The following is a 12,249-nucleotide window of genomic DNA, read 5'->3' as shown; positions in this document are numbered from 1 at the left end:
CGGCGCGGATGGGCCAGCATATCCCCCGTTATCTGCAAGGCGTTTTCCAGGAAGCGCTCGCCCTCGGCGGTCAGCTCGATGTCCTGTTTCTTCTGCCGCACCAGCCGCTGCTTCTTCAGGCTGTCGAGCATCTGCACGCCGAGATCGCCGGCGAGATGGTCGTAGCAGATCCGCGCGCGGCGCAAGGCCGGGTCCTTCGGTCCGGTGCGCACGCGCATGTGACCGGCGCGCGCGGCCAGCCCCGCGAGGCCTTCGAGCACGCCGGCGACGTCGGGATCGCTGAGCCGGTAATAGCGGTGCCGGCCCTGTTTCTCCGGCTCGACCAGGCCGCCGGCCTCGAGCTTCGAAAGATGCGAGCTCGCGGTCTGCGGGGTGACGCCGGCCTGGTGCGCGAGCTCGCTCGCGGTCAGCGCGCGGCCGGTCATCAGGGCCGTCAGCATGTTGGCGCGCGCGGGGTCGCCGACCAGCGAGGCGACCATGGCGATGTCGGGACCTGCTTTCATCCTTCGATGATAGCCGAAGCATCGACGTCGATCAAGCGGCTACATTGATTGCGTTCGAAGCTTCGGAGGCTCCCGTGACCGTCACCGTTTTCATCCGCTACCAGATCGATCCGTTCAAGCCCGCGATGTTCGAGCAATACGCCAGACGCTGGCTCACCATCATCCCGAAATGCGGCGGCGACCTGATCGGCTACTGGATGCCGCATGAAGGCACCAACAACATCGCATTCGCGCTGATTTCCTTCGAAACTCTCGCGGCCTACGAAGACTACCGCGCGCGGCTGCGCGCCGACCAGGAAGGCATGGCCAATTTCGGTTTTGCCGAGGAGAACAAATTCATTGTTGCGGAGGAACGGACGTTCCTGCGCAAGGTGACATTGTAATGACTCCCAAGCATAATGGCCTCCAGCCGCCAGGGAGGCATGAATGATAGCCGTGATCTTCGAAGTCTGGCCCAAGCCGGAGCACAAGCAGGAATACCTCGATCTTGCGGCCGAACTCAGGCCGGTGCTCGAATCCATCGACGGCTTCATTTCCATCGAGCGGTTCGAGAGCCTGACCGAAAGCGGAAAAATCCTGTCGCTATCGTTTTTCCGCGATGAAGCCGCCGTCGCGGCGTGGCGCAATGTGCCCCAGCATCGCAAGAGCCAAAGCAAGGGCCGGGCGAAGATCTTCGAAAATTACCGGCTGCGCATCGCCGGCGTGATCCGCGATTACGGCATGAGCGATCGGGAGCAGGCACCGAAGGACAGCCGCGCCGTTCACAGCGCGCACTAGCGTGGCAGGCCGTGCGCGGATATCGTCGCTAAGCGAGATAAAACAGGGAGGCAATCATGCCGGTCACGACAGCAGACAAGCGCGCCACATTCCGCAAGCTGCACGAAACCGGATGTTTCGTGATTCCGAATCCCTGGGACGTCGGCAGCGCGCGGGCGCTGCAAAGCATGGGCTTCAAGGCGCTGGCATCCACCAGCGCCGGCTTTGCCTGGTCGATCGGCAAGGCCGACAATCACGTCACGCTCGATGAGGTCTGCGAGCATCTCACCGCGCTGTGCGGCGCGGTCGATCTGCCCGTCAATGCCGACTTCGAGGGCGGCTTCGCGCACGAGCCGGAGAAGGTCGCCGCCAACGTGGTGCGCGCGGTCAGGACCGGTGTCGCCGGGCTGTCGATCGAGGATTCCACCGGCGACAAGGCCAAGCCACTGTATGAGCGCGCCCTCGGGATCGAGCGCATCAGGGCGGCGCGGGCCGCGATCGATGCTGACAAAAGCGGCGTGTTGCTGGCCGGCCGCTGCGAAGGTTTTCTGGTCGGGCAGGCGGATCTCGCCATGGTGATCGACCGGCTGCAGGCCTATGCGGAAGCAGGCGCCGATTGCCTGTACGCGCCGGGCATCCGCACCAAAGAGCAGATCTCGGCGGTGGTGAAGGCCGTGCATCCGAAGCCGGTCAATTTGCTGCTGGGGTGGCCCGGCCTCTCGGTTGCCGAAGCCGCGGAGCTCGGCGTCCGCCGCATCAGCGTTGGCGGCTCGCTGGCGCGCGCCGCCTGGGGCGGTTTCATGCGCGCAGCGAAGGAAATCGCGGAGCAGGGGACGTTCAACGAACTCGGCAATGGTTATGCCGGTGGCGAGTTGAACAAGATGTTGGGCTAGGGCGCGGCAGGCTCCAAGCTGGGGCACGCGGTCATCTGCACTGGCATGGTCAGCCAATGCTTCCGTGATGACGTTGATCAGCCCGCCCTACGGTTGGAGATTTCGCCGAAGAAACTGTACCGCATCGGCGATTGATTGCGCGCGAACCGCTGCGTCAAACCCCACCGAATATCCGGGAGCTTCCTTCATGCACGCGCCGAAGAAGTCCGGGTCGAACGGCTTTGCCTGCTCGTCGATAAGAAACATGAGCCGGTTTGGCCCGAGCAGAATGAGCGGACATTTTTTCGCGCTGACCAACTCCGGAAAAAAGCGCGCAGGCACCACGCCGGGAACCGTCCACGCATGGTAGGCGCCCGGATAGGTCACGATTTCGATCGGGGCCGGATTTCCCGCGGCGCGCGCGTAGGCCAGATAGCTCTCGACCTTCGCAGCAGGCAGATTCTCGTCTTTTCCGCCGAGCAGCATCAACACCGGAGACCCGGTATAGGCGCCGCGGTCGGCCACCGCGCCAAAGTTAAAGGCGGGATAGAAGGCGACATGCGCGGCAAATCGGGCTGGTCCGGGATCTAGCGCCGATCGAAGCTGCTCAATTGCCGTCAGATGAGCCACCTCAGCGCCAAACGAAAAGCCCAAAATGGCAATTCGATTGACGTCGATCCGGGGCTCGGTCGAAAGCCACCGCAGCGCGGCGTAAGCGTCCGCCACGCCGGAAGGCAAATAGCCCGGCGTTGCCGACATGGCCGGCCCGGTCGTACCGCGCGCGGCAAAGCTGTCATAGGTCAACGTGGCGAAGCCTGCTTTGCGCAGCTCGGCGGCGACATAGCCTTCATTGGCGTCACGATAGCCGTCAAGCGCGTGAACGACGATGACGGCGGGATAGCGATCCCCGGCCTGTTCCGGAAAGTCCAGCTTCGCTTGAATCGTAACCGTTCCAGTTGCGGCCTCCCGCGCCAGAAGCTGGCGAAAGCCGCTGTAGGTGGAAGATTGAAACGTGACTGCGGTGGTGCTCGCCTGCGGCGCCTGGCAATGCCCAGCCGTGGCTCCATATCCGATCATGGCCATCAGGACGCATAAGATCTGGTGCATGGGAGCGCCTCGCTTTGCCACGATCGGGCAGACTTGCCTGCGCATCCTGCGGGCGCAACCGCCCGCGAGACGTGAGGCAGGCCGGACGGGATGAAGATTGTCGCTGGCCAGGCACTTGGCAAGGGGGAGTCGATGGTCCGGTCGGCAGCAAAAAAAAGCAGCGGGCAAAGCTGCCCGCTGCGTAAAATAGCGTCTTCAAACTCCGTCGTTACTTGCTCGGCGCGCCCGTGGTCGGCGGATTGCCGGAGCGGTTGATGTCCTGGCCCGCGGGCGCCGAGGACGGCGGCGTCTGCGGCCGCGCGGGAGCCGCGCCCGTTGTCACGCCCTGGTCGGTGTTGGTGCGCGGGGTCAAGTCACGCATGCCCGGAGGGGCCGCGGGCGGCGACGACGGCGTGTTCTGCGCCGTAGATGCCGGAGGTGAGGTGCCGGCCTGGTTGATGGTCGAGTTGTTCAGACCGTAGAAGACCGCACCGAGCACCAAAGCGATGGCGATCGCGAACATCGCGATCTTGCCGGTATTGGCCGGACCTTCGGCAAGTTCAGGGTCCATCTGCACTTCATTGTCGAGGCGTGCCGCGCGGCGAAGCTCATCGTCGCGTTCGGCGCGGTAGGGATCATCGGGAGTACGATAGGGATCGTTGGGAGAACGCGTGGGATCGTTCGGGTTGCGTTCGTAAGCCATGATTGGGTTCCTCCGTTGCGCGAAGACAACCCCCCGCAGCCCGCAGAGGTTCCGGGAACAGACTTCCTTATCTCGCACCCTTTCACGGCCAATCTGGCTTGCCGTCCCGTTTTTCGAGCTATTCAGGATGGAACCCGTTACGTAAATAGCGGGAAATGCCGAAATTCATCTTCAACGAGGATCGCCGGTTAGGCGCGTTGAGAGCTATCCGGGTCTATGAGCAGGCCCGTTCGCGCTTCGATCGCTATTTCCGGGCTTTCCTGACCTCCGCCGCGCTCAGCAGCGGCGCCGCATTGCCCCAGGAATTCCGGATGTAATTGGTGACGTCGGCAATCTCCTGATCCGACATTTGTTTGGCATATCCCGGCATCGACCCGGCGTTGGGCGCGCGCGGCGTCGTCACCGTCTGCGCGCCGTCGAGGATGATGCGAAGCGTGCTGGCGGGATCGGCGGACTGCAGATTGGCATTGCCGGGCAGCGGCGGATAAATCCGCGGCGCGCCGCTGCCGTCGGCTTCGTGGCAGGCGATGCAGGCGCGGTCGTAGAGCGTCTTGCCCGCGCTGATCTCCGTAGCCGGCGGCGGGGAGGCCGCCGGTTCCGGTGCGCCCGAGGGCTGATCCTTCAGATACACCGCGATGGCCCGGAGGTCGGCGTCGCTCATCAGTGAGGTCGAATTGACCACGACTTCCGCCATTGGGCCGTCGGCGTGGCTCTTGCCGTTGCGGCCGCTTGCGAGGTATTCGGTGATGTCGTCGACGCTCCATGATTTCAGCCCGGCACGCGCGGCATTGTCGAGGCGCGGCGCGAACCAGCCGTCGACCGATCCGCCGCCAAAGGCGCGGCCGCGCTTGTCGGCGTCGAACATGTTCTTGGGCGTGTGGCATGCGCCGCAGTGCGCGGCGCCCCTGACCAGATAAGCGCCCCGATTCCACTCGGTGCTTTTCTGCTGGTTCGGCTCGAAGATGCCGGGCCGGAAGAACAGGTAATTCCAGAGCCGCATTACCACGCGATAGTTCAGCGGCCAGCGAAGCTGCGGCGGCGGCCGCGTGTTGCGGAAGGGAGTCAGCGTCGCAAGATAGGCGCGGATCGCCAGCAGATCCTGGCGGGTGAGTTTCGTGAAATAGGGATAGGGGAACACCGGGTAATAGCGCGAGCCGTCCGGCGCCACGCCGTAACGGAGCGCACGGGTGAAATCCTCGTCGCTCCAGGCGCCCAATCCGGTTTCGCGATCCGGCGTCAGGTTTGGCGAATAGACGGCGCCGAACGGGGTGTCGATGCGCTTGCCCCCGGCGAACGGCCTTGCCGGGTCGGCGGTATGGCAGCTCGCGCAATCGCCGGCGATGGTGAGCGCCTTGCCGCGCGCGATGGTCTCGTCCGAGGGGGCGGCTTGCGCCGCGCGAAAGCTGAATGCAGTGCACAAAAGCACGATCCCGAGAATCGCCCGCAGGGCGCAATGTCGTTCCGGCACCGATTTGTCTCCTGTTGAGGACAGTATAGCGCAAAAACGCGCAGGCGGGCGCGTCAGGACGTTTCGCGGCCGCCGCCCGCGGCGACACAAGCGCAAAGAGCCGCTGCGTTTTCAGGCATGAAATTGCGATTCGGGAACGCGGAACTGCGTTGCCGAGATTTGTGATGCGCCGGCCGCAAAAATCGACATAGACTGCCAAGGTACGATTTGGAGCAGGCCTAAAAGCTTGTTCTGGCAAGTTGAATTGCTAGGTAAGAACAGCCGGCGCGGCCTGCGGCCGCCTGAAGGCGCAAGAGGGCGGCAAGAGGGCGGAATGGGAATCAACCAAGGTCCGATCAGTCTCGACCAGAAATACACCCAGGGCTCAGGCCATGTCTTCCTGACCGGGATCCAGGCGCTGGTTCGGCTGCCGATGGCGCAAATCCGCCGCGACCGTGCCGCCGGGCTGAACACCGCCGGTTTCGTCAGCGGCTATCGCGGCTCACCGCTCGGCGGATACGACCAGCAACTGTTCGCCGCCCGCAAGCACCTCGAACAGTACAACATCAAATTCCAGCCCGGCGTAAACGAAGACCTCGCTGCCACCGCGATCTGGGGCTCGCAGCAGCTCAATCTTTCACCCGGCGCCAACCATGATGGCGTGGTCGGCATCTGGTACGGCAAGGGCCCCGGCGTCGACCGCTGCGGCGACGTGTTCCGCCACGGCAACGCCGCGGGCTCGGCAAAAAACGGCGGCGTGCTGTGCCTTGCCGGCGACGACCACGGCGCGAAATCCTCGACCGTGCCACATCAGTCGGACCACGCCTTCATCTCCGCGCTGATGCCCTATCTCTATCCCTCCAGCATCCACGAAATGATCGAGATGGGTCTTTTGGGGATCGCGATGTCGCGCTATTCCGGCTGCTGGGTCGGCATGAAGGTGATCACCGAGACCGTGGAGACCACGGCGGAAGTCGATCTCACCGACGAGATGAAACCGTTCATTATTCCGACCGATTTCGAGATGCCGCCCGGCGGTCTCAATCTGCGCTGGCCCGATGACCGCTACGACCAGGACCGGCGGCTACAGGACTACAAGGGCTTTGCCGCGATCGCCTTTGCCCGCGCCAACAAGGTCAACCGCATCACCATGGATTCGCCGAACGCGCGTTTCGGCATCATGGCCTCCGGCAAAAGCTACGAGGACATCAGGCAGGCGCTGCGCGAACTCGGGGTGACGCCCGAGGTCGCCGCCAAGATCGGCTTGCGGCTTTACAAGATCGGCATGCCCTGGCCGCTGGAGCCGCAGGGCGTGCGCGAATTCGCGGTCGGTCTCGAAGAGATCATGATCGTCGAGGAACGCCGCGAGATCGTCGAGAACCAGGTCAAGCAGGAACTGTTCAACTGGCGCGACGACGTCCGCCCGCGCATCGTCGGCAAGATGGACGAGCACGACAAGCGCTTCCTGCCCTTTGCCGAGGAACTCAGCGTCGCCTCATTGGCGAGCTCGCTCACCGAGCGGCTGTTGCGGCTCAACCTCAATCCCGAGATCGCGGCGATGCTGCGCGCCAAGGCCGACTGGTTCAACGGCCGCCAGGCCACCCAGATGCAGGCGGTCGCGCCGATCACCCGCACGCCGTATTTCTGCTCGGGCTGTCCGCATAACACCTCGACCAAGGTGCCCGAGGGCAGCCGCGCCTTCGCGGGCATCGGCTGCCACTTCATGGCGCTGTGGATGAACCGCAGCACCGAAACGTTCACGCATATGGGCGGCGAGGGCGTGCCGTGGGTCGGTGTCGCTCCCTTCACCAAGGAAGAGCACGTGTTCGCCAATCTCGGCGACGGCACCTATTTCCACTCTGGCAGCCTCGCGATCCGTCAGGCGGTCGCCTCCAAGGCCAACATCACCTACAAGATCCTCTACAACGACGCGACCGCGATGACCGGCGGCCAGCACGTCGACGGCGAACTGTCGCCGCAGCAGATCACCTTCCAGCTGCACTCCGAGGGCATCCGCGACATCTACCTCGTGTCGGAAAATCCCGACGCCTATCCGGCTTCCGAGATCGCGCCGGGCACCAAGACCGCGCACCGCGACCAGCTCGACGAGGTCCAGAAGACGCTGCGCCAGGTGAAGGGCGCTTCGGCCATCGTCTTCGTGCAGACCTGCGCGGCCGAAAAGCGCCGCCGCCGCAAGCGCGGGACGCTGGAGGATCCGCAGCGCCGCGTCATCATCAATCCGGCGGTCTGCGAAGGCTGCGGCGATTGTTCGGTGCAGTCGAACTGCATCTCGGTCGAGCCGCTGGAGACCGAGATGGGCCGCAAGCGCACCATCAACCAGTCGACCTGCAACAAGGATTATTCCTGCGTCAAGGGATTCTGTCCGTCCTTCGTCACCGTCGACGGCGGCAAGCTGCGCCGCCGCGCGCCGGCCGATCTCGGCAATATCGGCGAACTGCCGGAACCGGCCTCGAAGCCGGCGCTCGACCGGCCCTATAACGTCGCCGTCGGCGGCGTCGGCGGCACCGGCGTCTTGACCATCGGCGCGCTGCTCGGCATGGCCGCCCATATCGAAGGCAAGGCCAGCATGATCCTGGACATGTCGGGCCTGGCGCAAAAGGGCGGCGCGGTGCTCAGCCATGTGCGGCTGTCCGAACATACCGCCGACGTTACCTGTTCGCGCATCGTCACCGGCACCGCCGATCTCGTGATCGCCGCCGACGAGGTCGTGGCGGCGGCCAAGGAAACCATGACGCTGTGCGAATCCGGGCGCACCTACGGCGTCATCAACAGCCACGTCATCCCCACCGCGGATTTCATCCTCAACCGCGATTTCAATTTCCAGAGCCGCAAGGTCAATCACGTCTTGGAAGCCGCGCTGCGCAAGGATTCGTCGTTCCTGGATTTCACCAGGCCGGCCGAGATCCTGCTCGGCGATTCCATCGCCACCAACATGATGATGATGGGTTATGCCTATCAGAAGGGCTTGTTGCCGTTGACGGCGGCCTCGATCGAGCAGGCGATCGAGGTCAACGGCGTCGCGATCAAGATGAACACGCAGGCGTTCCGGCTTGGCCGTCTGGCCGCCGCCGAGCCCGCGCGGATCGTGGCGATGATGAAGGGTCAGGACGACACGGTGGCGCCGAAGACCCTCGACGCGATGTCGCTCGACGAAATCATCACCCATCGAAGCGCGCTGCTGACGGATTACCAGGACGCGGGACTCGCCGAGCGTTATCGCAGACTGGTGACGCAGGTGCGCGATGCGGCGCTGAATGGCGGCTTCGGCGAGGAACTGCCGCGCGCGGTCGCGATCAACTACGCCAAGCTGCTGGCCTACAAGGACGAGTACGAGGTGGCGCGGCTTTACACCGACGGCCGTTTCGAAAAGCAGATCCGCGATCAGTTCGAGGGCTACTTCAAGATCAAATTCAACCTGGCACCGCCGATCATGGCCGGCGGCAAGGACGCGCTGGGACGGCCGAAGAAGCGGGCATTCGGCCCCTGGCTGATGCCGGTGTTCCGGCTGCTGGCGAAGCTGCGCCATCTGCGCGGCACGGCCTTCGACATCTTCGCCCAGACCCCGCACCGCAGGCTCGAACGCGACCTGATCGCCGGCTATGAAAAGGACGTCGCCTATGTGCTGACGGTGCTGTCGCCGCTGACGCTGGATACCGCGATCGAGATTCTCTCGCTGCCCGACCGTATCCGCGGCTTCGGGCCGGTGAAGGAGAAATCGATCGAGGACGCCAAGGCGCGCTACGCGCAACTGGCGAAGGATCTCGCCAACCCGCCGCCAGCGCCGCGCCAGATCGCCGCGGAGTAATCTCGAATCCGCCGGCGTGAATACGTAAATTTATCTCCGATCTCATCCTGAGGATAGCGCTTCTGCGCGCGTCTTGAAGGATGGTCGCGCGTTCACGTGTCGGGTCCATCCTTCGAGACGCGGCCAAGCGGCCGCTCCTCAGGATGATGTCGGTATTTGCTGAGGCTGTGTGAGCAGCGACAGTGCGTGCGGCAAGTACAATTTGTCATCCTCCGCGAACGCCGGCGGTCCAGTATTCCAGAGACGTCAGCGATTAATTGAGTCGCGGCACAGCGTGCCTGGGCGTGGACTCATAAAGGGCGCGTACTCATGAATCGAGCTTGATTGGTGCGGCTTTATCGATGTCCGCTATGCCCCGATAGCGACCAAATCCTGCACGCAGCGAAATGACGCAATCTGCCACAAGCAGACACCGGCGGCGGGCGCTGGTCGGATCGCTCGGATCGCGAAACCGCACCAGCACGGGGCGAATGTCTCTGCTCGCGCTTCAGACCATAGCTTTCGGATCCGGTATTGAACGTTTTCCGCCGTACGAACCTCGGGAGCGAGGGGTCTGGCTTCCGGCCACGAAAATGTCGTGCACGAGCCCGAGTTTCCCAAGCCCCCGAATAATCAGGCCATTGATGTCGATTTCGTACCAGGCGTGCGAAATATAGGCGTCCCGTGGAAACCGATGATGGTTGTTGTGCAGCCCTTCACCGAGGGTGAGGATCGAGATCACCAACTCGTTGGTCGTGCCATCATTGAGCTCGAAGCGACGGTAACCGTAGCGACCGTCGCTATGGCAGACCGAGTTGACCAGCGAGGTGGCCATGGTCATGACGTAGCTGCGGAACAGGCCAGAGAACAGCACGCAGCCGATCATGGTGTGGATCCCTCCAACTGCGTAGCCAATGGCGCCCGGAATGAAAACAGCCGACATCCCGTACCAGAACCAGCGCGTTCTAACGAAGAACATGGCGATCGGGTCGGCCAGAATATCCTTGGCGTAGTATTCGCCCTCGGTAGTGGCATGGTCGAACACCCAGCCGCCTTGCGCATGCAGCATCCCCTTGACGAAGCTGACATAGCGGTTGCCGACGCCGTCATAGTAAGGGCTGTGGACATCGCCGGGTTTGTCGGCGTGAAGATGGTGCCGGCGATGATTGGCGACCCATCTGAGCACCGAGCCCTGCACCGCCATCGTGCCGATCGCACAGAAGAACGCCCTCATGACCGGACCGCAGCGAAAGCTCCGGTGCACGAGCAGGCGATGTATGCCTGCGCCCATCCCGAACATGGTCAGCCAGAACATGCCGACGAAGACCGCAATCTCCACCCAGCCGATGCCTTGCATGATCGTCCAGACCAGCGCGGCGATCGAACCGGCGTAAATAATGCCGAACAGGACAAAGATCTCGCGAACCTTGGCGTCTACCAACGGGCCTTCAACAAGCACTCCTGGTGGCATTTTCTGGTCCGCACCTTCCTCCGACACCACGCCCTGAATTGTGGTCATTTGAGCTAATCCATTCATGGAAAACTAACTCTTCTGCGACGACCGTACAGACGCGGGTTATTTCTAGCAAGGTCGCGCCGATCATATTCGTCGCTGTACCGGTCGTTTATTTCCGATGGATTGGCAGCACGAGCCCGACCACGACGGCTGCATTATTCCCTGCAATTGTCATGTTCCTCGACGTGTTTGTGGTCGCGTTGCTGGTAGAGAAGAGCTTCGACATGTTCCGTAGCGTCCTCGGGACATGGCTGCCGTTCGCACTAATTTTCCTCCCTACATGGCTCACCGGGATTGTGATGGGCGTTCCGTCATAAGCCGAGTGAGACCTGCTCAACGAAGTCGTCAAAGGCGCGACTTCCGGTATGGGTCAAAATGCGAAATATTCACACTGAGCAGATCATTTCGGCTTTGCCTCCGACAACGGACATGTGGCGGCTGCCCCGCAATGACCGTTTCGGTGCCAGATTCGGAAGTCGCCATCGAAGACGACCGGGATTTTGCGGAGGCACAATTTGAGCCACCTCAAAGCGCGTCTATGGTTGTCTTCCTTAACTTCCAAGGTCGTGCGTTCCAAGGTCGAGCACCTCGATCCGACGAAACTCGGTGGGGTGGCTTTCGGCCTGAACCGCGATGAAGCCATGGGTCCGCGCTATAGTCGGAGACCATGGCTCCGACCGCGCCAGTTGCAGGTCGGAATACTCCATCACCTGACGGCCGTTGACGAAATAACGCACAACCTCGCCACCCTGCACCCCGGCTTCCGCCAGCACCCATTGGTCTCCCGGACAAGACGGGGCGTCGCTCGCTGTTCTTGCAAGCTTCTGCGTGACAAGTATCCAATCTCTTCGGATGCTTGCCCTAGCAAGCAATGTTCTGTTTGTCCTGTACGGCTTGTTCGCCCATATCTATCCAGTCTTTCTTCTCCAAATTATTCTGTTGCCTATAAATTTGCTGAAGCTCTATCGAATTCGATCCGCCGCGCATGCGGCGAAACTGGCCTGCTCGACCTTTGCCGGGATACCAGTTCAACCATTTCGATCGCTTGCGGAACATCCGGTCACACAAGCCGGGGTTGGGACGCCTGGCACTCGGCCTGCTTGATGCACGAGGTGATCGGACAGGCTGCACTCAACTCTAAATGCAGCGCGATATGCAAATGTATATTCGGGGATGCGGACTATGAGCCGAAGTACCGGCGAAGATTACCTTTGGGCTTCTCAGGCGCGAAGTAGTCAAACTCTGAAGTGGCGGCCCGTTCCCGGCGCTGCCTTCATGTCAATCGCGCAACCTTGGGGACAACCATCTGCAGCAGTTCAATTCCCAGTATCGGCTTTGCTGGATCGACATGCCGGCCACGTGACCGCCCGGTCGGGCTAGGATCGCGATGTCCGTTTACTGCCATAGCGGAATTAAGCAAGCACTGGTGTCGCGACACCGACAGAGCAGCCCGATTCCGACTAACTGTTTCATTGGAACCCGGCAGCGAACCACCCTCCCGCACCTTCAAACGCAAAGAAGTTGCTGAATTTCGATCTTCCGGACTTTCTTCTCGAATTCA

General features: G+C 62.4%; 10 protein-coding genes. 4 read left to right on the top strand and 6 right to left on the bottom strand.

Annotated elements, in window-relative coordinates; translation table 11 throughout:
• Positions 1-503 (bottom strand): winged helix-turn-helix domain-containing protein (locus QZ213_RS15480; protein ID WP_291686959.1); only part of this gene is annotated, 503 nt, incomplete at its 3' end.
• A 74-nt stretch (positions 504-577) separates the two neighbouring features.
• Here QZ213_RS15480 and QZ213_RS15475 point away from each other — a divergent pair.
• The 3 genes from QZ213_RS15475 to QZ213_RS15465 are packed head-to-tail and all read left to right on the top strand — an operon-like array spanning position 578 to position 2,152.
• Positions 578-886, top strand: a complete 309-nt coding sequence (locus QZ213_RS15475; protein WP_291686958.1) for an NIPSNAP family protein — start codon at positions 578-580, stop codon at positions 884-886.
• Positions 887-929: 43 nt separating this feature from the next.
• Positions 930-1,280, top strand: coding sequence for an antibiotic biosynthesis monooxygenase (locus QZ213_RS15470; protein ID WP_291686957.1), 351 nt, complete (start codon positions 930-932; stop codon positions 1,278-1,280).
• 56 nt (positions 1,281-1,336) lie between these two features.
• Positions 1,337-2,152, top strand: a complete 816-nt coding sequence (locus QZ213_RS15465) for an isocitrate lyase/phosphoenolpyruvate mutase family protein (RefSeq protein ID WP_291686956.1) — start codon at positions 1,337-1,339, stop codon at positions 2,150-2,152.
• Positions 2,153-2,239: 87 nt separating this feature from the next.
• Here the strand turns inward: QZ213_RS15465 and QZ213_RS15460 are convergent, their stop codons facing one another.
• From QZ213_RS15460 to QZ213_RS15450, 3 genes are all read right to left on the bottom strand, one after another.
• On the bottom strand, positions 2,240-3,214 hold the full coding sequence (locus QZ213_RS15460; protein WP_291686955.1) for a dienelactone hydrolase family protein: 975 nt from the start codon (positions 3,212-3,214) through the stop codon (positions 2,240-2,242).
• Positions 3,215-3,446: 232 nt separating this feature from the next.
• On the bottom strand, positions 3,447-3,920 hold the full coding sequence (locus QZ213_RS15455) for a hypothetical protein (RefSeq protein WP_291686954.1): 474 nt from the start codon (positions 3,918-3,920) through the stop codon (positions 3,447-3,449).
• A gap of 244 nt (positions 3,921-4,164) precedes the next feature.
• Positions 4,165-5,367: a c-type cytochrome gene (locus tag QZ213_RS15450; RefSeq protein WP_291686960.1), complete on the bottom strand. Its 1,203-nt coding sequence runs from the start codon at positions 5,365-5,367 to the stop codon at positions 4,165-4,167.
• Positions 5,368-5,701: 334 nt separating this feature from the next.
• Between QZ213_RS15450 and QZ213_RS15445 the strand changes: the two genes are divergently transcribed.
• A complete protein-coding gene (locus QZ213_RS15445; protein ID WP_291686953.1) occupies positions 5,702-9,193 on the top strand; it encodes an indolepyruvate ferredoxin oxidoreductase family protein in 3,492 nt (1,163 codons plus the stop codon).
• Positions 9,194-9,680: 487 nt separating this feature from the next.
• Here the strand turns inward: QZ213_RS15445 and QZ213_RS15440 are convergent, their stop codons facing one another.
• Both QZ213_RS15440 and QZ213_RS15435 read right to left on the bottom strand, forming a co-directional pair.
• Positions 9,681-10,691 carry an acyl-CoA desaturase gene (locus QZ213_RS15440; RefSeq protein WP_291686952.1) on the bottom strand — a complete coding sequence of 337 codons (1,011 nt, stop codon included), beginning with the start codon at positions 10,689-10,691 and terminating at the stop codon, positions 9,681-9,683.
• Between the two features lie 548 nt (positions 10,692-11,239).
• Complete coding sequence (locus QZ213_RS15435) at positions 11,240-11,560, bottom strand: family 16 glycoside hydrolase (protein ID WP_291686951.1); 321 nt, start codon at positions 11,558-11,560, stop codon at positions 11,240-11,242.
• Positions 11,561-12,249: the final 689 nt, after the last annotated feature.

The organism is Bradyrhizobium sp., from assembly GCF_017881085.1.
GTDB lineage: Bacteria > Pseudomonadota > Alphaproteobacteria > Rhizobiales > Xanthobacteraceae > Bradyrhizobium.
The sequence above is the reverse complement of the archived record's forward strand: the minus strand, read 5'-3'. Positions and strand labels throughout refer to the sequence as shown.

Coding starts and splice junctions, on each gene's coding strand:
- QZ213_RS15470 (WP_291686957.1), top strand. CDS start 930: ATGATAGCCGTGATCTTCGAAGTCTGGCCCAAGCCGGAGCACAAGCAG.
- QZ213_RS15465 (WP_291686956.1), top strand. CDS start 1,337: ATGCCGGTCACGACAGCAGACAAGCGCGCCACATTCCGCAAGCTGCAC.
- QZ213_RS15460 (WP_291686955.1), bottom strand. CDS start 3,214: ATGGCCATGATCGGATATGGAGCCACGGCTGGGCATTGCCAGGCGCCG.
- QZ213_RS15455 (WP_291686954.1), bottom strand. CDS start 3,920: ATGGCTTACGAACGCAACCCGAACGATCCCACGCGTTCTCCCAACGAT.
- QZ213_RS15445 (WP_291686953.1), top strand. CDS start 5,702: ATGGGAATCAACCAAGGTCCGATCAGTCTCGACCAGAAATACACCCAG.
- QZ213_RS15440 (WP_291686952.1), bottom strand. CDS start 10,691: ATGACCACAATTCAGGGCGTGGTGTCGGAGGAAGGTGCGGACCAGAAA.